Origin of the sequence: Pseudomonas sp. PS01298 (assembly GCF_029959745.1) — a bacterium.
Lineage (GTDB): Bacteria > Pseudomonadota > Gammaproteobacteria > Pseudomonadales > Pseudomonadaceae > Aquipseudomonas > Aquipseudomonas aylmerensis.
This window is the reverse complement of the sequence record NZ_JASCPP010000081.1, coordinates 13,457-32,523: the sequence shown is the minus strand read 5'-3', so window position 1 is coordinate 32,523 and position 19,067 is coordinate 13,457. Positions and strand designations below refer to the sequence as shown.

The following is a 19,067-nucleotide window of genomic DNA, read 5'->3' as shown; positions in this document are numbered from 1 at the left end:
AATCGGAGCCTGTAATTGCCTCTTCGCGAGCAAGCCCGCACACAGTTGGAATGCATTTCAACTGTGTGCGGGCTTGCTCGCGAAGGGGTCACCTCGGTCTCAAGCCGTCGCCGCCGAAGCCGGCACCTCCACCGCCCCCAACCCATCCTTCATCCGCTGGGCATCACGCACAAAACTGCGCGAGGCCTGGAACAGAAACAGCATGGTCAGGAACAGCGCCACCGGGATCAAGTACATGGCGTCATGCAAGCCCACGGCTTTATACGCTTCGGTCATCTGCGCAGCCCCATCGGCATACATCGCCGAATGGGCAAAGTGATCGGACAGACCGCCCACCACAATTGGCCCCATGCCACCGCCCAGCAGGTACAGCCCGGCAAAGAACAACGCCATCGCCGTCGCCCGCAGGCGCGGCTCGACCACGTCCTGGATCGCCGTGTACACGCAGGTGTAGAAGTTATAGGCAAACAACCAGCCGACACTGAACAGCGCCACGAACACGCCGATCTCGATCCGCCCCGCGTGCAAGGCCCAGGCAGTGGTGACGGTGGAGATGATCAGGCTGAACGCGGCAAACAACAGACGGCCATTGGCGACGCGCTGATGAATCTTGTCGGCAATCCAGCCACCCAGGGTCAGGCCGATCAAACCGGTGATACCGACGATCACCCCGGTGGCGACCGCCGCCTCCTGCAACGGCATCAGGAAATAGCGTTGCAGCATCGGCACCAGAAACGAGTTGCAGGCATAGGTGGCGAAGTTGAAGCACAGCCCGGCCAGCACCAGCCAGAGGAAAGTCGGTACCGCCAGCACGCGGCGAATCGGGCGGTCGACGCGCTCCTGGGAGACCTGCACGGTTTCGGCCGCGCCGCGCTTGGGCTCCTTGATATAGAACATGAACACCGCAAGGATCAGACCCGGCACGGCGGCAATAAAGAACGGCGCGCGCCAGCTGTCGAACGCCTTGACCATCGCGCCAATGGTGAAGAACGCCAGCAACAGCCCCAACGGCAGGCCGAGCATGAAAATCCCCATGGCCCGCGCGCGGCGGTGTGCCGGGAACAGGTCGCCAATCAACGAGTTGGCCGCTGGCGCATAGCTGGCTTCGCCGATACCAATGCCCATGCGCACCAGCAGGAACGTCCAGAAGCTGCCAACCATGCCGTTGACCGCCGTCAGCCCGCTCCAGGCGAACAGGCCCCAGCCCATCAGTTTGCTGCGCGAGCCGGTGTCGGCGAGTCGCCCGAGCGGCAGGCCGGCAATGGCGTAGACGATGGTGAAGGCGGTGCCGATGATGCCGAGCTGGAAGTCGCTCAGGTGCCATTCCATACGGATCGGCTCGATGATGATCGCCGGAATGGTACGGTCGAAGAAATTGAACAGGTTGGCCAGGAACAGCAGGAACAGAATGCGCCAGGCATTCGCCGCTTGGGTCGAGTTCTGCATGGGTCCGTCTCTTTTATTGTTATGAGAGCTGCGATGCCCGATGCATCCTGCCCGGTACCTGCAACATAGTCAGACGGGCAAGGCTTGTCTGTAATGATTCGTAAAGCTGATAGGGCATGATTTCACCCGGCGCCACGGGACTTGGCCTACAAAAATATAAGTGATTACCCCCCTTCCCAACGGCCTTGGCACGGATAGAATGGCGAGCCTTCCGTAGCATCCCCCTTACTCTCTTTTATCGAAGACGCCCATGTCCGAAGCCAGTCCGTGTCTGAATTGCGGTGCCTGCTGTTCACACTTCCGTGTGTCTTTCTTTTGGGGAGAGTGCGCCTCATCGGGGGGCACCGTACCCGATGAGCTGGTGGTGCAGATCAACCCCACCCGCGTGGCGATGATCGGTACCGACCAGAAGCCCGCGCGCTGCTGCAGCCTGGAAGGAGAAGTGGGCAAAGGCACCAGCTGCTCAATTTATGCACAGCGCTCGAGTGTGTGCCGCGAGTTCGACTCCTCCTGGAGCCAGGGCGTGCAGAACGTCGATTGCGACGCCGCCCGCGCCGCGTTCGGCCTGGCACCGCTGCCAGCCCCGTTCGAGCTGGACCTGCCCATCAGCGCTTAGCATTAAACGCTATGGAGAGCATGCCAAAATGGTTGAGAGCAAAGTGCCATTAGCGCTGACGAATCCCGCGAGGCTTCTATACTCGACCTCATAGGTCATCGCCTCAGGCAGTGACGTGACTCTATGACGGGACATGCTATGGAATGGCTGGGTCTGCATTTTTTTACCGACCTCCCAGAAAGCGGGCACTTATTACTCAATTGCAGTCATAACCCGTTTCTGGTGCTGCTGGCCTATCTGGTCGCTTGTGCGGCCGGGTTCGGCACGCTGGACATGGCTGAGCGTGTCGGCCATGTCGAGGACCCCACCGCAAGGCGCCATTGGCGCTGGCTCGGCGCCGGTTGCCTGGCCGGCGGGATCTGGTCGACCCACTTCATCAGCATGCTGGCCTTCCAGGCGCCCATCGCCATCCATTACGAATTGATCATGACGTTCGCCTCGCTGCTGATCGCCCTGGTTGCCTCGTTGTTCGCCATGCAGACCCTCAGTCATGCCCATCTGCGCCTGCATCAGTACCTGCTGGCATCGGTGTGGATGGGCCTGGGTATCGCGCTGATGCACTACGTGGGCATGTCAGCCATGCGCTCCCAGGCCCAGGCGTATTTCGAGTCGGGGTTGTTCCTGGCCTCGATCGCGATTGCCATCGGCGCCAGCTTCGCCGCGCTGTTGCTGTCGAGCTACCTGCGCAACGGCGCCGGCGTGTTTCACCAATTGCTCAAATATGCCGCCAGCCTGGTGCTGGGCGCCGGGATCATCAGCATGCACTTTACCGGCATGGCCGCCCTGCGCTTGATGGTGCCTGCCGGGGCGGACCTGTCCCTGCCGCTGGACAACAACCCGATCCAGCTCGGTTTGTCGGTGGCCGTGATCACCCTGCTGGTAATCGGCAGCAGCATCAGCGCCGCCCTCGCCGACAAGAAGCTGCAGCACAAGGAACGTGACCTGCGCCGGGTCAACGCGCTGCTCAGCGAACTCGACCAGGCCCGCGCCTCGCTGCAGCAAGTGGCCCACTACGATGCACTCACCAGCCTGCTGAATCGCCGTGGCTTCAACCAGATTTTTGCGGAGAAACTCGCGGAAAAAACCGCTTCCCAGGGGATGATGGCGGTGATCTTCCTCGATATCGACCATTTCAAGCGCATCAATGACAGCCTCGGGCATGACGCCGGCGACCAGCTGCTCACGGTGCTCGCCGGGCACATCAAGGGCTCGGTGCGCAGCCACGCCGACGTGGTCGCGCGTTTTGGCGGCGATGAGTTCTGCATCCTCATCAGCATCCACAACCGCGACGAGGCACGGCACCTGGCCCAGCGCATCATGCAGAAGATGAAAGAACCCATCGAACTGGCCGGCCGGCGCATGGTGATGACCACCAGCATCGGCATCAGCCTGTTTCCCGATGACGGCCTGACCTGCGAAGAGTTGCTGAAGACCGCAGACCTGGCGCTGTACCAGTCCAAGGACACCGGGCGTAACAGCCTGAACTTCTTCAGCTCCAACCTGAAAACCCGCGCCTTCCTCGAATTGCAACTGGAGGAAGAACTGCGCGGCGCCCTGCGCACCCGCAACCAATTGGTGTTGTTCTACCAACCGATCTTCGACATGAAGCTGGGCAAAGTCACGCGCCTCGAGGCCCTGGTACGCTGGCAACACCCGCAGCACGGCTTGCTGGCCCCGGATCGGTTTATCGGCATCGCCGAGAACAACGGGCTGATTGCCGAATTGGACCACTGGGTACTGCGCCAGGCCTGTCATGACCTGAGCCTGTTGTCCGACAGGGGATACACCGAGCTGACCATGTCCGTGAACTGTTCCGCGTTGAACCTGGCCCGCGACGAACTGGCGGACGAGATCGAAGACGCGCTGCGTTTCAGCGGCATCGCCGCCAATCGCCTGGAACTGGAAGTCACCGAAAACGCGTTGATGGGCAACATCAGCAGCACCCTGGCACTGCTGCGGCAGATCCGCGCGCTGGGGGTGTCGCTGGCCATCGACGACTTCGGCACCGGCTACTCATCGCTTGCCTACCTCAAGCGCCTGCCGCTCAACACCTTGAAGATCGACCGCTCGTTCATCCAGGACATTCCCAAGTCCACCGCCGATATCGAGATCGTCCAGGCGATTGTCGGCATGGCCCACACCCTGCACCTGCAGGTGGTGACCGAAGGTGTGGAAACCCAGGCCCAGTTCGAGCTGTTGCTCAAGCATGGCTGTGATTTCGTCCAGGGCTACCTGTTGAGCCCGGCGGTGCCTGCCAGCGACATCATCGGCGTGATCCAGGGCATCGACATCCGTAACCCGCTCTACCCTTACAGCGTGGCAGGCACCCAGGAAAAACCGTCAGCGAAAGAGCCTTCCACCGGGCGCCCAGGGTCGACTTCCATCGTCAGGCCAATTCGCTGACGCCTAAACTTTGGCATTTCGCCATCATTTGCCTAAAGAACGCCGACAAACGGCCGATTCATCAGAGTCCGGCCAGGTTTTGCCTGAGCATACAGAGTCAAACCCGATCGTTCCGGACAAGGACGCACTGTAAAGTCGCGAACTCCCATTCCGTGATGGCCCTTTGATTCTTTCCAGCCATCCGCCCAGGCACTTGGCGCACAATGACTTCTAAAAATAACTCTGCCACCGTGGTATCCGACGTGTTGCTCCCAGCTCCTGCGGACAAGCCCTCAGGTTCAAAGTCATTGAGCACCGCGCGCCCGCTGGCCACTCAGCAATACCTGTACTTCACCGAGACCAATACCGACCGCATCCTCGATAACCTCGACGGCCTGCGCGATATGGTGTTCCCACGCCCGCCCCACCTGGAAGGCGACGGCGAACAGCGCAGCGAGCAGGAATTCCCCTCGGTGTGCCTGATCGGCCTGGGCCGTTGCGGTTCGAACATCGCGCTCGACGTGGCGGAGTTGGTGTACAACGCCCGCAAGTTCTACCTCAACGAATTCAGTACCGAAGACAAGACGCTGGACAAGGGCTACAGCCCGGCCCAGTGGATCCGCAACAACCTGCGCCTGGGCAGCGGCAAGGCCAGCAAGCCGGTGTTCCTGGTCGAGCCGCTGGTGATGCTGGGCGATCTGGACAAGGACATCGCCGGGCGCATCCGCTTCTCGCGCAAAGGCGAAAAAAGCGGCTTTCTGCGCGACTACAGCAAGATGAAAATCATGGACCTGTCGGAAGTCCATGCCGGTGGCGCCGGTAACGCGCCGATCCTCGGCCAGTACCTGGCCAAGATCATCCTCAACAAGGATACCCAGCGCTTTTCCAGCCCCGACTGGAAGATGATCCACTCGTACCTGATCGATTCCTGTGGCATCAAGGCCAACCAGTCGCGCCTGTACTTCTCGATCTTCAGCGCCGGCGGCGGCACGGGTTCGGGCATGGCCTCTGAATTCGGCCTGGCCCAGCAGCACTCGTACATGAACAAGACGTTCGACACCAAGCCCGCCGACGAGCACGACAGCAAGAGTGGCCACGCTTTTGTGTTCGAGCCGATCTTCACCAGCGGCATCTGCGTACTGCCGAATATTTCCGATCACCGCAGCGAAATGTCCGAAGCCCTGCACATCAACGCCGGGCGCCTGCTGTGCAAATACCTGTCGGAAGAATGGGATTTCTCATACAACTTCGCCAATGAAGACAGCAGCGAAGCCAGCGTGAAGGGCCGCATCCGCCCCTGGAACGCAATGATGCTGATCTCCAACGACATCATGCGTTACGCCGAAGAAAGCGATGACGGCAATATCCAGAACATTGACGTCAATGCCATGGAAAAACACGCCAACCAATACATCTCGCAGCAGATCTTCAACATTCTGACGGCCCAGGCGGTCACCACTGACTACGACCAGAACTACTTCCGTCGCGCCGGCATCGACATCGGCGAAACCATTCGCCTGGATGCCAACGACCTGTTCATGAGCCTGGCCGGCCCGGTGGCAATTGCCTACGCAGAGTCCGTGGTCCCGGAAACCCCGGCGCCGACCAACGACAAATTCAAGGTGTTCGAAAAAGAGCCCCAGCGCCTGAACATCGACGACCTGTTCTTCCGCTCCATCGACCTGCCGCATTTTAACAAGGTCACCCAGGCCATCGAAGGCATCAGCCTGCTGCCGATCGAGTCCAAGCGCTACAAAGCGTCCCTGGAGCAGTACAAGAACTCCGGCTACGACGCGGCCGCGCTGCATGACCTGCACTTTTTCAAGAACTGCTCGTCGGTGGTCTCGATCGTGTCCCTGCCCAAGGACTACAAACTGTCCTACATGGACCTGAACCGGCTCAAGACTCACCTCAACAGCCTGTTCCCCAACACCACGCTCAAGCGCTACGCCCTGGTGATCGGTGCATCGGCGAACCTGTCGCTGACCACCCTGATCGCGAAAAGCCCGTGCCTGTCGGATGACTTCCTCACGCTGATCGTGGCCTTTATCAAACGCTGCTTTGCGCGCAACCCGTACCGTTTCGACGACACACTGGACAACTCGATCCTGGACTTCATCATCCACGAGGAATTCGACGAAGACCGTATCGACGAGTTGCTCAACGAGTTCGAAAACCCGGCGAAGATCCTCGATACCAACTGGTACGCGATCAAGCCGATGTATGAGAAGAAGTACCGCGAGTTGATCAACGACAAAGACAAGTTTGTGTCGATCAATGACATTCGCCTGTCGCGCGATTGCGTGAAGAAGGCAATCAAGTATCTGCGTGAGATCTACCGTCACCGCATCGGCAAGACCAAGGTTATTTCGCTGAATAACCACACCGGCAAGACGGCGTAGGCTTTGTTGTTGCTGAGGTGGGGTGTATATCCGTTATTTGGGTTGGGGCTGATATTGGTTCCGCTCTTACAGCGGCTCACTTTTGAACAGCGCAAAAGTAAGCAAAACGCTCTTGCCCCACCACTTGGCACCTCGCTTAGGCTCGGTGTGCCCTCACTCCGGCTTTAGACCGTGGGCCGCCGTCATGGGCCATCCTTGGCCCAGGGCGGCTAACCCAGCGTCCTGCCGGGTTACCCACGCTCCAAAGCCTGCGTTCGGCCAGTGTGGTTTAACGGGGCGCCTAAGATCAAGATCAAAAGCAAGAGCATAGCGGCCTACCGGCCGGCTTGAGTGTTAAAGAGCAAAATCAAAAGCTAAAGCTAAAGCTGGCACGGTCAAATGTGGGAGCTGGCTTGCCTGCGATAGCATCGCCTCGGTGTATCTGGAAGACCGAGGTGTCTACATCGCAGGCAAGCCAGCTCCCACAGAAAAGCAGCGCCACCCCGCTCGTAGCAGCTATCGAGCGCCGGCGAGGCTGCGTGCTTTTGATCTTGATCTGCTCTTGATTTTGATCTGCGGGCCCCGTTAACCACGATGGCCGCAAGTAGGCACGGTGGAACGGGTAAACCGGCAGGACGCCGGTTGAGCCGTGGAACCGTGCCGGAGTGGGGGCATGCCGAGCCTAGGCGAGGCACCGAGTGGTGGGGCAAAGCGTTTTTCGGTTACTTTTTTAGACGTTTGTAAAAAAGTGACCCGCTGTAAGAGCGGAACCATAAGCCGCCGTTACTGCAGCAACGGATATGTACTCAAAACTCACACCCAGAAACAATTCCCCCCGCACTCCGCCGCTACCAAAACTGTTCCCATGACGCGCACGTAACCTCAGCCTGTGACCTTTCTCTACGGCAAGGTGCCATCACCGCAAATGCAGTTACCCGCCTACACACTTAAACTCGGAAAAATCACGCACTATTTTAGAGCATTCATTTCCTGCGATGCCCTTTCCTGGATCAGTATCCAAGGCGAAACCACCACCGCCCACAAGCCTGGATCGCGCTCCACCAGGTCCAATGCCCGCGTAGCAGACACTTCGCCCAAGCTGCCCGAGGCCAGCCAGGCAGCGACTTTGTCACGGTTATCCTCGGCCATGCCCTCGGCGGCCTCGATCAAATCCAGGCCGGCGTCGACCCACAATAGGGCACCCTTGGCAAAGAACGGTTCAAGCTCCTTCCAGGAAATTTCGGCGGTTTCACCGAGCAGCTTGGCATAGAGGGTGCTAGGTTCTTGCGTCATGGGAATTCACCTGAATAAAAAATCGGCGCAATCATAACGTCGCAGGTCAGGCAGAAAAACCCAGTTGCAAATGAGGCATCGATTGAAAGTGTCAGGAAAGCCAAGGATTGCCCGAGACTCTGGCATCACCCCGCCGCAATTCTGTCTTTTTCTTTCATTTAAGCGACATACCCGGGTTTTGCCCCCAGCAGCCAGCTTTTCAAGCGATCAACCGGCGCTCTACACTGTACCGGTACAGTTGCCAGGGCACTGCCGGGGGGATATCCGAGATATCTGATCCGGTTCTACAGCTCACAAGGCCGCTAGAACTATAAAAAATACAACAGTAAGAGTGGAGCACTATGAATAAGGCTACTAAGCAGATTTCCAAACTGTTTGCCGCTATGGTCCTGGCTGGGGTTGCCGGCCATTCGTTCGCAGCTGACACCATCAAGATTGGTATCGCCGGCCCTAAAACCGGTCCTGTGACGCAATACGGTGACATGCAATTCATGGGTGCCAAGCAAGCCATCGCCGACATCAACGCCAAGGGCGGCGTCGACGGCAAGTTGCTCGAAGCCAAGGAATACGATGACGCTTGCGATCCTAAACAAGCCGTTGCCGTCGCCAACAAAGTGGTCAACGACGGCGTCAAGTTCGTAGTCGGTCACCTCTGCTCCAGCTCCACTCAGCCAGCGTCCGATATTTATGAAGACGAAGGCGTGATCATGATTACCCCGGCGGCCACCAGCCCGGAAATCACCGCCCGTGGCTACAACCTGATCTTCCGCACCATCGGCCTGGACAGCGCCCAGGGCCCTGCAGCCGGTAACTACATCGCCGATCACGTGAAGCCGAAAATCGTGGCTGTCCTGCACGACAAACAGCAATACGGTGAAGGCATCGCCACCGCCGTCAAGCAGACTCTCGAGAAGAAAGGCACCAAGGTTGCTGTCTTCGAAGGCCTGAACGCCGGTGACAAAGACTTCTCCTCGATCATCCAGAAGCTCAAGCAAGCCAACGTCGACTTCGTCTACTACGGCGGCTACCACCCAGAGCTGGGCCTGATCCTGCGCCAAGCCAAGGAAAAAGGCCTGAACGCCAAGTTCATGGGCCCAGAAGGCGTCGGCAACGACTCCATCTCGCAGATCGCCCAAGGCGCTTCGGAAGGCCTGCTGGTGACCCTGCCGAAATCCTTCGACACCGATCCGGCCAACAAGGCCATTGTTGAAGAGTTCGCCAAGAACAAACAGGACCCAACCGGTCCATTCGTATTCCCGGCCTACTCGGCCGTTGAAGTGATCGCCGGCGGTATTGCCGCTGCGAAGAGCGAAGACACCGCCAAAGTGGCAGCCGCCATCCACGCGGGTACCTTCAAGACACCTACCGGCGAGCTGAGCTTCGACGCCAAGGGCGACCTGAAGGACTTCAAGTTCGTGGTCTACGAATGGCACTTCGGCAAACCAAAAACCGAAGTTTCCCCTCAGTAAGCCAGGCGTTACTGGTCAACAAGCCCACTGTGAGAGCAGTGGGCTTTGTTTTACGAGGTTTATGGGCCTGTCACCCGCGATCCGGGCGCTGGCTCACCTGAAAATCTTAAAACCGTCACCAGCGGTTCGCTGGCAAACGCTTTGTGCAAATGTGCTCATAGAACACAGCACAGGGCCGGAACATGACTCCACCAGTGAAATGCGTATCGGGTTTTTAGGAGCGCTGTAATGCCTGAGATCTATCATTTTTTCCAACAGCTGGTTAATGGCCTGACCATTGGCAGCACCTATGCCTTGATAGCCATTGGCTACACAATGGTTTACGGCATCATTGGAATGATCAACTTCGCCCATGGCGAGGTGTACATGATTGGTTCCTACGTGGCCTTCATCGCCCTTGCCGGGCTGGCCATGATGGGTATCCACTCACTGCCGCTGTTGATGACCGCCGCGTTCATCGCGTCGATCGTCGTGACCAGTGCCTATGGCTACAGTATCGAGCGGGTTGCCTACCGTCCCTTGCGTGGCAGCAACCGTCTGATCCCGCTGATTTCCGCTATCGGCATGTCGATTTTCCTGCAGAACACCGTATTGCTGTCCCAGGACTCCAAGGATAAATCCATCCCCAACCTGATCCCGGGGAGCATCTCCTTCGGTCCGGGTGGCGCGGAAGAAGTCCTGATTTCCTACATGCAGATCCTGGTCTTCGTCGTCACCCTGGTGGCCATGCTGGGCCTGACCCTGTTCATCTCCCGCTCCCGTCTGGGGCGCGCCTGCCGGGCCTGCGCCGAAGACATCAAGATGGCCAACCTGCTGGGCATCAACACCAACAACATCATCGCCCTGACCTTCGTCATCGGTGCCGCACTCGCGGCAGTGGCTGCCGTGCTGCTGAGCATGCAGTACGGCGTGATCAACCCCAACGCCGGTTTCCTGGTAGGCCTCAAGGCCTTTACCGCGGCGGTATTGGGCGGCATCGGCAGCATTCCGGGCGCCATGCTCGGCGGGCTGGTGCTGGGTGTGGCCGAGGCCTTTGGCGCCGATATCTTCGGCGACCAGTACAAGGACGTCGTGGCGTTCGGCCTGTTGGTTCTGGTGCTGTTGTTCCGTCCGACCGGCATCCTGGGCCGTCCGGAGGTTGAGAAAGTATGAGCAGATATCTTAAATCGGCGTTTTTCAGCGCCTTGCTGGTGTGGGCCGTGGCCTTCCCGGTACTCGGCCTCAAGCTGAGCATTGTCGGCATCAACCTCGAAGTGCATGGCACCGGCCCCGTGACCCTGACCATCATTGCCCTGTGCTCGGTGCTGATGTTCCTGCGCGTGCTGTTCACCCAGCAGGTCGGCGCCCTGTTCAAGCGCGACCGTGGCCCACTGGTTTCGCCCAAGGTCAGTCAATTCCTGACCCTGCCGCGCACCCAGCGCTACATCATCATTGCCTTGATCATCGCTGCGCTGATCTGGCCGTTCTTCGGCTCGCGCGGTGCGGTCGACATCGCGACCCTGATCCTGATCTACGTGTTGCTGGGCCTGGGCCTGAACATCGTGGTGGGCCTCGCCGGCCTGCTCGACCTGGGTTATGTGGGCTTCTACGCCGTGGGTGCCTACACCTACGCGCTGCTCTCGCATTACCTGGGGTGGAGTTTCTGGATCTGCCTGCCCCTGGCGGGTATGGCCGCGGCTACGTTCGGCTTCCTGCTGGGCTTCCCGGTCCTGCGCCTGCGCGGTGACTACCTGGCCATCGTGACCCTGGGCTTCGGTGAAATCATCCGTCTGTTCCTGCGTAACCTGACCGATATCACGGGCGGCCCCAACGGCATCAGCAGCATCCCCAAGCCAACGTTCTTCGGGCTGTCGTTCGACCGCACCGCAGCCGAAGGCATGCAGACCTTCCACGAGTACTTCGGGATCGACTACAACCCGGTGAGCAAAGTGGTGTTCCTGTACCTGGTGGCGCTGTTGCTGGCATTGGCCGCCCTGTTCGTGATCAACCGCCTGCTGCGCATGCCGATCGGTCGCGCGTGGGAAGCGCTGCGCGAAGATGAAATCGCCTGCCGGGCCCTGGGCCTGAACCCGACCATCATCAAGCTTTCCGCGTTCACCCTGGGCGCCGCGTTCGCCGGTTTTGCCGGCAGCTTCTTTGCCGCGCGCCAAGGCCTGGTGACCCCGGAGTCGTTCACCTTCATCGAGTCGGCGATCATCCTCGCCATCGTGGTGCTGGGTGGCATGGGCTCGCAACTGGGCGTGATTCTGGCGGCGATCGTGATGATCCTGCTGCCGGAAATGATGCGTGAGTTCAGCGAATACCGCATGTTGATGTTCGGCGCCATGATGGTGCTGATGATGATCTGGCGACCTCAAGGCCTGCTGCCCATGCAACGTCCACACATGGAGCTGCGCAAATGAGCCGCGAGATCCTGAAAGTCGAAAACTTGAGCATGCGCTTCGGCGGCTTGCTGGCGGTCAACGGCGTGGCCCTGACCGTGAAAGAGAAACAAGTGGTGGCGCTGATCGGCCCGAACGGCGCCGGCAAGACCACGGTGTTCAACTGCCTCACCGGTTTCTACAAGCCGAGCGGCGGCAGCATCCTGCTGGACGGCCAGCCGATCCAGGGCCTGGCCGGTCACGAGATCGCCCGCAAGGGCGTGGTGCGGACCTTCCAGAACGTGCGGCTGTTCAAGGACATGACGGCGGTCGAGAACCTGCTGATCGCCCAGCATCGTCACCTGAACACCAACTTCTTCGCCGGCCTGTTCAAGACCCCGGCGTTTCGCAAGAGCGAGCGCGAGGCCATGGAGTACGCCGAGTATTGGCTGGACAAGGTCAACCTGACCGAGTTCGCCAACCGCCCGGCGGGCACCCTCGCCTACGGTCAGCAACGTCGCCTGGAAATCGCCCGCTGCATGATGACCCGCCCGCGGATCCTGATGCTCGACGAACCAGCGGCCGGCCTCAACCCCAAGGAAACCGAAGACCTCAAGGCGCTGATCGGCGTGTTGCGTGAGGAAAACAACGCCACGGTGCTGTTGATCGAACACGACATGAAACTGGTCATGAGCATCTCCGACCACATCGTGGTGATCAACCAGGGCACGCCGCTGGCCGACGGGACGCCGGAGCAGATCCGCGACAATCCTGAAGTGATCAAAGCCTATCTGGGGGAAGCGTAAAATGCTGCAATTCGAAAACGTTTCCACTTTCTACGGCAAGATCCAGGCCCTGCACAGCGTCAACGTGGAGGTGCGCCAAGGGGAAATCGTCACGCTGATCGGCGCCAACGGCGCCGGCAAATCGACCTTGCTGATGACCCTGTGCGGTTCGCCGCAGGCCCACAGCGGCAGCATCCGCTACATGGGTGAAGAGCTGGTGGGCCAGCAGTCGTCGCAGATCATGCGCAAGAGCATTGCGGTCGTGCCGGAAGGCCGCCGTGTGTTCTCGCGCCTGACCGTCGAGGAGAACCTGGCCATGGGCGGGTTCTTCACCGACAAGGGCGATTACCAGGAGCAGATGGACAAGGTGCTGCACCTGTTTCCACGGCTCAAGGAACGCTTCAGCCAGCGCGGCGGCACCATGTCCGGCGGCGAGCAGCAAATGCTCGCCATCGGCCGTGCGCTGATGAGCAAACCCAAGCTGCTGCTGCTCGACGAGCCTTCCCTGGGCCTGGCGCCGATCATCATCCAGCAGATCTTCGACATCATCGAACAGCTGCGCAAGGACGGTGTGACGGTGTTCCTGGTGGAACAGAATGCCAACCAGGCGCTGAAAATCGCCGACCGTGCCTACGTGCTGGAGAACGGCCGGGTGGTGATGCAAGGCACCGGCGAGCAGCTGCTCACCGATCCAAAGGTGCGTGAGGCGTACCTGGGCGGTTAAGAGAAGGTTGCGGTAGCAACCGGATCAAAAATGTGGGAGCGGGCTTGCCCGCGAATACGCTGGATCAGCCAAGTATCTAATGGCTGACACAGCGCATTCGTGGACAAGCCCGCTCCCACATTTGCTTTGTGTGGTGCCTGAATTTTGCCAAGCCTGAAATTATTTTTGCTGGGTTTGTAACGAATTTCCCCCCAACATCTCTAGTGGTACAAGCAGGCACTCAAGCCCGCCAACTCAACCCACTGCTGGAGATTCAACATGACCACCACTACCCGCTCGCTGTCCGCCGCTACCCTCGTCCTGGCCCTGGGTTCTGCCTTGAGCCTGTCCGCCCTGAGCACCACGGCCCACGCCGCCGACGACATGCAGAAATGCTTCGGTGTCGCCGAAGCCGGCAAGAACGATTGCGCCGCAGGCGCTGGCACATCCTGCGCCGGCACCTCGAAAGTCAAAGACCAGGCCAACGCCTGGAAACTGGTACCGGCCGGCACCTGCGCCAAAACCCCAAGCTCCACCTCGCCGACCGGTTTCGGCCAGGAAGCTGCCTTCACCGCCAAGTCCTGAAACCCTGGTCAGCCTGAGTACTGATGATGACGCTTTCATCCCTGCAAACGCCCTCGCCGGCTCAGGCGCCCGGCCTCCCCTGTCGGGCCGGGCTGGGGCTGAAGACCGAGCACTTCGCGCACGTGCTCGAGACTTCGCCCGACCTCGGTTTTTTTGAAGTACACGCCGAAAACTACATGGTGGCCGGCGGCCCGTTTCATCACTACCTGGGGTTGATCCGCGCGCAGTACCCGCTGTCGCTGCACGGCGTGGGCCTGTCCATCGGCGGTGAAAGCCCGCTCAACCGGGACCACCTGGCACGCTTGGCGGCCCTGATCGAGCGCTATCAACCCCACTCATTTTCCGAACACCTGGCCTGGTCGAGCCACGGCCCGGTGTTTCTCAACGACCTGCTGCCGCTGGCCTACGATGCCGCCACCCTGAACCGGGTGTGCGCACACGTCGACCAGGTCCAGGACACGCTCAAGCGGCCGATGCTGCTGGAGAACCCGTCGACATACCTGCAGTTCGAGCGCTCCACCCTGGACGAGACCGACTTCATCAGCGAGGTCATCCGGCGCACCGGCTGTGGCCTGCTGCTCGACGTGAACAACGTCTACGTGTCGTGCATCAACCATCAACGTGACCCGCAGGCCTATCTCGACGCCCTGCCGCTGCACGCGGTGGGTGAGATTCATCTGGCCGGCTTTGCCGAAGACACTGACAGCCTGGGCGACCGCCTGCTGATTGATGACCACGGCGCGCCCATCGACAACGCCGTGTGGCAGTTGTACGAACAGGTACTGGCACGCATCGGCCCGGTGGCGACGCTGATCGAGCGAGACAACCAGGTACCGGCCTTCAGCGTGCTCTTGGCCGAAGCCGAGCACGCCGAACGGCACTTGTCGCAGGTACGCCCATGAGCCTTCACGACGCATTTGCCAGGGCCCTGCTGGCGCCCGACCAGGCTTGCCCCGACGGACTCTTCAGCAGCAATGGCGCCGACCCGGCCAGCCGCTTTGCGGTGTATCGCAACAATGTACACAGCGCGTTGATCAACGCCTTGGCGACAGCCTACCCGGTGACCTTGCAACTGGTGGGAGATGAGTTCTTTCGCGCCATGGCCGGGCTCTACGTGCAAGCGTCGCCCCCTGCCAGCCCGCTGATCAGTGAATACGGCAGCACGCTGGCCGAGTTCATCCAGGCGTTCGAACCCGCCGCCAGCGTGCCGTACCTCGCTGACGTGGCACGCCTTGAGCGTCTGCGCGTGTGCGCCTACCACGCTGCGGATACGCCTGCGCTGGAGCAGCCGGCCATTCTCCATGCGCTGCAAGGCCAGACAGATCTGGGGCAACTGCGCCTGCAATTGCACCCGTCCCTCGCCACCCTGAATTCCGCCTATGCGGTGGTGGCAGTGTGGGCCGCGCACCAGACCGAGGACGCCATGGCCACCCTGAACCCCTGGCACGCCCAAGGCGCGCTGGTGTTGCGCCAGGGCCTGGCGGTCAAGGTGTTCGCCATCGACAGCGGCTCAGTCGCCTTTATCGACAGCCTCAAGCACGGCGCAGCGCTGGAAATAGCCGTGACCCACGCCCTCGAAGCCTCGGCCGAATTCGACCTGCACCACTGCCTGACCCTGCTGATCAGCCACGACGTCATCACTCATTTGCACCTGGAACCGAAGGTATCGCCATGAACACATCCCCATCGTGCCTGGTAAAGCGGGCCATCGTGCTTTTCGAAAAAATCCCCTACAGCCTGATCGCCTTTCTCGCACGCTTCTCGATTGCCGCGGTGTTCTGGAAGTCCGGGCAGACCAAGGTCGAAGGCTTTGCGATTGACCTGGTCAGCGGCACCTTCCAGCTGGGCGCACCGAAACTGGCGGCCTCGACCTTGCCGCTGTTTCGCAGCGAATACCACGTGCCGCTGCTGTCACCGGAAGTGGCGGCGCACCTGGCAGCGTTTGCCGAGCATTTTTTCCCGGTGTTGATCCTGGTCGGGTTCGCCACGCGCTTCTCGGCCCTGGCCCTGATCGGCATGACCCTGGTGATTCAGCTGTTTGTATACCCCGATGCCTACCCGACCCACGGCACCTGGATCGCCTTATTGCTGCTGTTGGTCGCCAAGGGACCGGGTTGCCTGTCCATCGATCACCTGATCGCGCGCCGCTACCGTTAAAGCCGGTCCAGGGCCTCACCGCTGCGCTTGAACCAGTCCACCAGGTAGTCGGCCAGTACCTGGGTGCGGCGCGGCAGCCCGCCCTGGTAAGGATGGACCAGGTACATCGGCAGGCTCCGCGTCTGATAATCGCGCAGCAGCCAGCGTAATCGGCCGTCAGCCAGTTCCGCCGGCAAGACGTAGGACGGCAGGCGAGCGATGCCGGCCCCCACCAGGGCGGCCTTCTTCAGCAGGTTGTAGTGGTTGGAGGCGAAGGTGCCACTGACCCGCACCCGCAGCAATTCGTGTTGCTGGTGGTACGACCATTCCTCCCGCCCGCTGTAGTGGCTGTTGAGCAGGCAGCGGTGTGCGGCCAGGTCTACCGGGGTCTGGGGTTCGCCATATTGCTCGAGGTAAGCCGGGCTGGCACACGTCATCTCGTGCCAGGCCAGCAACGGCTTGGCCACCAGGCGCTCGTGTTCAATCGCCCCAGACCGCACCCCCAGGTCAAAGCCGTCCCGCGCCAGGTCCCGGTAGCTGTTATTGAGCTCCAGTTCGATCTGCACCTGCGGATATTGCTTGGAAAACTCCAGCAACAAGCCATCGAAGAAGGTTTCGCCCAACGACACCGGCACCGTCATGCGCACCGGTCCGGCCAGGTCGTCCTTGAGCCGCGCCAACGCCTGGCGGGCGCGATCCACTTGCACCACCAGCGCCTGGGCCTGGGGTAACAAGGCCGCACCGGCAGCGGTCAGGCTGAGCTTGCGCGTGGTGCGGTGCAGCAGCACCACGGCGTACTGCGCCTCCAACTGGCTGATGCGCTTGGACAATTGCCCCTTGCTGCAGCCCAACTGCTCGGCCGCCACGGTAAAACTGCCCGCCTCGATCAGTACGGCGAAGGCCGCCAGGTCATCCATTTCGCTCATGGATTGTTTCCATTTGAAAACCAAAGGTTGCCTATTAGCGCGTTTATCCAGCAGAAAAGCCACACTAGACTGAACCTTCACTTACCCCTGGAGGAACAGCACCATGAAAATCCTTTTGATTGGCGCCAGCGGCACCGTCGGCTCTGCGGTCAAGGCAGAACTGGCCCAGCGTCACGACGTGATCAGCATCGGTCGCAGCAGCGGCGACTTCCAGGTGGACATCAGCGACAGCGCCTCGATCCGCCGGCTGTTCGAGCAAACCGGCAAGTTCGATGCACTGGTCTGCGCGGCAGGCAGCGTGAACTTCGTGCCGCTGGGTGACATGCACGACAGCGACTTCGAACTCGGCCTGCGGAACAAGCTGATGGGCCAGGTCAACCTGCTGCTGATCGGGCGCGAGTACGCCAATGATGGCGCCTCGTTCACCTTCACCAGCGGCATTCTGAACCGCGACCCGATCCGTACCGGTGCCTCGGCGGCACTGGTCAATGGCGCGCTGGATGCGTTCGTCAAAGCCGCCGCAATCGAATTGCCACGTGGCCTGCGCATCAACTCCGTCAGCCCGACTGTGCTGCTGGAAGCCATGGACAGCTACGCACCGTACTTCCGTGGCTACAAGCCAGCGACCGGCGCCGACGTGGCGTTGGCCTACGCCAAAAGCGTGGAAGGCTTGCAGACCGGTCAGACCTACATCGTCGGTTGAGACGCGACGGCCTCACGTGAGAATTGAGACATCCATTCATTCACCAGCGCGCGCGGGGCAAACATCACGAACTCCCCGCCCAGCTGGCCTTGAACCCTGGACGTATTCAGCCGGTAGCCGTCCACATAGAGTGTCAGGTACCGCTGATACGTCAGCAGCGTAATGGACTGGGTCCTCGCCCTGGCCTCTGGACTCAACGTGACACTGACTTCAACGCGAGACGGGTCGGGGTCTTCAGGTCTTTTCAGCGTCACCGAGATCTTCGTGAAGTCGGTGGCCGACCAGTAGACGAGCCGGGCGGGCTCGTCTGCACAGGCCGCACTCGCCCAGAGCAGGAGAACGCACAGGCTCCATTTGATGTTCATGGCAATCTCCGACCCAAAGATCTCGACTTTCTCACGACGTATCTGCCCTAACTATAGGAAACATCCCCCTTTGCACCGCCTGATTTCCCAACGCGTGGAGAACAGGTATTCAAACTGTGTCCCGTACTTGTGATGCAGCGCCAGCCTGCGTAACGTGGCGGCACTTGTCTGGAGACCCGATATGCGCGCCGCCCGTACCCTCGCCCTGTTTGCCTTGCTCCCCCTGTTCGCCGCCTGCCAGATGTTCGAAAGCGAGCCGGCCAAGCCGTCTCTCGCCGGGATGACCCGCATGCAGGGTGAACTCACCGCAGTGGGTGGCAAGCTGCTGTTCCAGCCGTGCAACGATAAACGCAACTACGTGGTCAACGACACCGGCGGCACCAGCATCCTGCAGGAGGCCGCCTCCCTGGCCGGCCAGCAGGGCGCGTTGTTTGCCGACCTGCGCGGCAAGTTTTCCGGGGTCGCCAGCGGCACCCAGGGTTCGGTAGACCTGCAACAGCTCTACCGTGTGGAACGCTCGACCTCGGCCTGCGACGATCCGGACTTCAAGCGCATGATCCTGCGGGCCAACGGCCACAAACCGGCCTGGGCGATGAATGTCACGGCCAAGGGCATGGTGCTGGAACGCGAAGGCCAGCCACCACTGGCGGTGCCATACGTCGAAGAGCAGATGGGCGACGGCCGTTTCAACCTGATGACCGAAGCCAATAACCAGCACATCGAACTGTGGGTGGCCCCGCAGCGTTGCATCGACAGCGTCAGCGGCAGCTTGCAACACATGACTGCCGAGTTACGCGTCAACGGCCAGGTACAGCGTGGTTGCGCGTCGTTCGGCGGCTCGCGGGACGACTGATTCGGCCCTGCGCTGTTTTAACATGTCGGAAAACCGCCATTGGGGCTTATAATCGCCGGTTTGC

General features: G+C 60.5%; 18 protein-coding genes. 14 read left to right on the top strand and 4 right to left on the bottom strand.

What is annotated here, in order from left to right; translation table 11 throughout:
• Positions 1-99: 99 nt before the first annotated feature.
• Positions 100-1,446, bottom strand: coding sequence for an MFS transporter (locus QMX97_RS23325; RefSeq protein WP_065902939.1), 1,347 nt, complete (start codon positions 1,444-1,446; stop codon positions 100-102).
• 250 nt (positions 1,447-1,696) lie between these two features.
• Here QMX97_RS23325 and QMX97_RS23320 point away from each other — a divergent pair, with 250 nt between their 5' ends.
• From QMX97_RS23320 to QMX97_RS23310, 3 genes are all read left to right on the top strand, one after another.
• Positions 1,697-2,062 carry a YkgJ family cysteine cluster protein gene (locus QMX97_RS23320; protein WP_065902941.1) on the top strand — a complete coding sequence of 122 codons (366 nt, stop codon included), beginning with the start codon at positions 1,697-1,699 and terminating at the stop codon, positions 2,060-2,062.
• A 138-nt stretch (positions 2,063-2,200) separates the two neighbouring features.
• A complete protein-coding gene (locus QMX97_RS23315; RefSeq protein ID WP_106804921.1) occupies positions 2,201-4,465 on the top strand; it encodes a bifunctional diguanylate cyclase/phosphodiesterase in 2,265 nt (754 codons plus the stop codon).
• A 203-nt stretch (positions 4,466-4,668) separates the two neighbouring features.
• Positions 4,669-6,846, top strand: a complete 2,178-nt coding sequence (locus tag QMX97_RS23310; protein WP_282397691.1) for a hypothetical protein — start codon at positions 4,669-4,671, stop codon at positions 6,844-6,846.
• Positions 6,847-7,794: 948 nt separating this feature from the next.
• Here QMX97_RS23310 and QMX97_RS23305 read toward each other — a convergent pair.
• Positions 7,795-8,118 (bottom strand): DUF2288 domain-containing protein, encoded by a 324-nt coding sequence (locus QMX97_RS23305; RefSeq protein WP_282397690.1) that lies wholly within the window; start codon positions 8,116-8,118, stop codon positions 7,795-7,797.
• Positions 8,119-8,459: 341 nt separating this feature from the next.
• On the opposite strand from QMX97_RS23305, the gene QMX97_RS23300 reads away from it, so the two are divergent.
• The 9 genes from QMX97_RS23300 (at position 8,460) to QMX97_RS23260 (ending at position 16,177) form a co-directional block, all read left to right on the top strand.
• Positions 8,460-9,587 carry a branched-chain amino acid ABC transporter substrate-binding protein gene (locus QMX97_RS23300; RefSeq protein WP_213552352.1) on the top strand — a complete coding sequence of 376 codons (1,128 nt, stop codon included), beginning with the start codon at positions 8,460-8,462 and terminating at the stop codon, positions 9,585-9,587.
• A 228-nt stretch (positions 9,588-9,815) separates the two neighbouring features.
• Positions 9,816-10,739: a high-affinity branched-chain amino acid ABC transporter permease LivH gene (gene livH / locus QMX97_RS23295; RefSeq protein WP_017735932.1), complete on the top strand. Its 924-nt coding sequence runs from the start codon at positions 9,816-9,818 to the stop codon at positions 10,737-10,739.
• Complete coding sequence (locus QMX97_RS23290) at positions 10,736-11,989, top strand: high-affinity branched-chain amino acid ABC transporter permease LivM (RefSeq protein WP_065902953.1); 1,254 nt, start codon at positions 10,736-10,738, stop codon at positions 11,987-11,989. The genes livH and QMX97_RS23290 overlap by 4 nt, the downstream gene beginning before the upstream one ends.
• A complete protein-coding gene (livG, locus tag QMX97_RS23285; RefSeq protein WP_012722652.1) occupies positions 11,986-12,753 on the top strand; it encodes a high-affinity branched-chain amino acid ABC transporter ATP-binding protein LivG in 768 nt (255 codons plus the stop codon). Before QMX97_RS23290 ends, livG begins: the two co-directional genes overlap by 4 nt.
• 1 nt (position 12,754) lies before the next feature.
• Positions 12,755-13,456 (top strand): ABC transporter ATP-binding protein, encoded by a 702-nt coding sequence (locus tag QMX97_RS23280; RefSeq protein ID WP_010212366.1) that lies wholly within the window; start codon positions 12,755-12,757, stop codon positions 13,454-13,456.
• Between the two features lie 258 nt (positions 13,457-13,714).
• Positions 13,715-14,020 (top strand): DUF2282 domain-containing protein, encoded by a 306-nt coding sequence (locus QMX97_RS23275; protein ID WP_065902955.1) that lies wholly within the window; start codon positions 13,715-13,717, stop codon positions 14,018-14,020.
• Between the two features lie 23 nt (positions 14,021-14,043).
• Complete coding sequence (locus QMX97_RS23270) at positions 14,044-14,922, top strand: DUF692 domain-containing protein (protein WP_065902957.1); 879 nt, start codon at positions 14,044-14,046, stop codon at positions 14,920-14,922.
• Complete coding sequence (locus QMX97_RS23265) at positions 14,919-15,695, top strand: DNA-binding domain-containing protein (protein ID WP_282397689.1); 777 nt, start codon at positions 14,919-14,921, stop codon at positions 15,693-15,695. The genes QMX97_RS23270 and QMX97_RS23265 overlap by 4 nt, the downstream gene beginning before the upstream one ends.
• Positions 15,692-16,177 carry a DoxX family protein gene (locus QMX97_RS23260; protein WP_106804928.1) on the top strand — a complete coding sequence of 162 codons (486 nt, stop codon included), beginning with the start codon at positions 15,692-15,694 and terminating at the stop codon, positions 16,175-16,177. Before QMX97_RS23265 ends, QMX97_RS23260 begins: the two co-directional genes overlap by 4 nt.
• On the opposite strand, the gene QMX97_RS23255 is transcribed toward QMX97_RS23260, so the two are convergent.
• On the bottom strand, positions 16,174-17,082 hold the full coding sequence (locus tag QMX97_RS23255) for a LysR family transcriptional regulator (RefSeq protein ID WP_282397688.1): 909 nt from the start codon (positions 17,080-17,082) through the stop codon (positions 16,174-16,176). The two genes, QMX97_RS23260 and QMX97_RS23255, sit on opposite strands and share 4 nt — an antisense overlap.
• Positions 17,083-17,185: 103 nt before the next feature.
• Here QMX97_RS23255 and QMX97_RS23250 point away from each other — a divergent pair, with 103 nt between their 5' ends.
• A complete protein-coding gene (locus QMX97_RS23250) occupies positions 17,186-17,785 on the top strand; it encodes a short chain dehydrogenase (protein ID WP_282397687.1) in 600 nt (199 codons plus the stop codon).
• Here QMX97_RS23250 and QMX97_RS23245 read toward each other — a convergent pair.
• Positions 17,770-18,150: a hypothetical protein gene (locus QMX97_RS23245; RefSeq protein WP_177343933.1), complete on the bottom strand. Its 381-nt coding sequence runs from the start codon at positions 18,148-18,150 to the stop codon at positions 17,770-17,772. The genes QMX97_RS23250 and QMX97_RS23245 overlap by 16 nt on opposite strands.
• A gap of 181 nt (positions 18,151-18,331) precedes the next feature.
• Here QMX97_RS23245 and QMX97_RS23240 point away from each other — a divergent pair, with 181 nt between their 5' ends.
• Entirely contained in the window at positions 18,332-19,003 is a 672-nt protein-coding gene (locus QMX97_RS23240; protein ID WP_065902972.1) for a hypothetical protein, read from the top strand.
• Positions 19,004-19,067: the final 64 nt, after the last annotated feature.

Excerpts from the sequence above, each read along its gene's own strand:
- livH (WP_017735932.1), top strand. The coding sequence starts at position 9,816 with ATGCCTGAGATCTATCATTTTTTCCAACAGCTGGTTAATGGCCTGACC.
- QMX97_RS23240 (WP_065902972.1), top strand. The coding sequence starts at position 18,332 with ATGCGCGCCGCCCGTACCCTCGCCCTGTTTGCCTTGCTCCCCCTGTTC.
- QMX97_RS23280 (WP_010212366.1), top strand. The coding sequence starts at position 12,755 with ATGCTGCAATTCGAAAACGTTTCCACTTTCTACGGCAAGATCCAGGCC.
- QMX97_RS23250 (WP_282397687.1), top strand. The coding sequence starts at position 17,186 with ATGAAAATCCTTTTGATTGGCGCCAGCGGCACCGTCGGCTCTGCGGTC.
- QMX97_RS23315 (WP_106804921.1), top strand. The coding sequence starts at position 2,201 with ATGGAATGGCTGGGTCTGCATTTTTTTACCGACCTCCCAGAAAGCGGG.
- QMX97_RS23260 (WP_106804928.1), top strand. The coding sequence starts at position 15,692 with ATGAACACATCCCCATCGTGCCTGGTAAAGCGGGCCATCGTGCTTTTC.
- QMX97_RS23275 (WP_065902955.1), top strand. The coding sequence starts at position 13,715 with ATGACCACCACTACCCGCTCGCTGTCCGCCGCTACCCTCGTCCTGGCC.
- QMX97_RS23245 (WP_177343933.1), bottom strand. The coding sequence starts at position 18,150 with ATGAACATCAAATGGAGCCTGTGCGTTCTCCTGCTCTGGGCGAGTGCG.
- QMX97_RS23300 (WP_213552352.1), top strand. The coding sequence starts at position 8,460 with ATGAATAAGGCTACTAAGCAGATTTCCAAACTGTTTGCCGCTATGGTC.
- QMX97_RS23255 (WP_282397688.1), bottom strand. The coding sequence starts at position 17,082 with ATGAGCGAAATGGATGACCTGGCGGCCTTCGCCGTACTGATCGAGGCG.
- QMX97_RS23305 (WP_282397690.1), bottom strand. The coding sequence starts at position 8,118 with ATGACGCAAGAACCTAGCACCCTCTATGCCAAGCTGCTCGGTGAAACC.
- QMX97_RS23270 (WP_065902957.1), top strand. The coding sequence starts at position 14,044 with ATGATGACGCTTTCATCCCTGCAAACGCCCTCGCCGGCTCAGGCGCCC.
- QMX97_RS23325 (WP_065902939.1), bottom strand. The coding sequence starts at position 1,446 with ATGCAGAACTCGACCCAAGCGGCGAATGCCTGGCGCATTCTGTTCCTG.
- QMX97_RS23290 (WP_065902953.1), top strand. The coding sequence starts at position 10,736 with ATGAGCAGATATCTTAAATCGGCGTTTTTCAGCGCCTTGCTGGTGTGG.
- livG (WP_012722652.1), top strand. The coding sequence starts at position 11,986 with ATGAGCCGCGAGATCCTGAAAGTCGAAAACTTGAGCATGCGCTTCGGC.
- QMX97_RS23320 (WP_065902941.1), top strand. The coding sequence starts at position 1,697 with ATGTCCGAAGCCAGTCCGTGTCTGAATTGCGGTGCCTGCTGTTCACAC.
- QMX97_RS23310 (WP_282397691.1), top strand. The coding sequence starts at position 4,669 with ATGACTTCTAAAAATAACTCTGCCACCGTGGTATCCGACGTGTTGCTC.
- QMX97_RS23265 (WP_282397689.1), top strand. The coding sequence starts at position 14,919 with ATGAGCCTTCACGACGCATTTGCCAGGGCCCTGCTGGCGCCCGACCAG.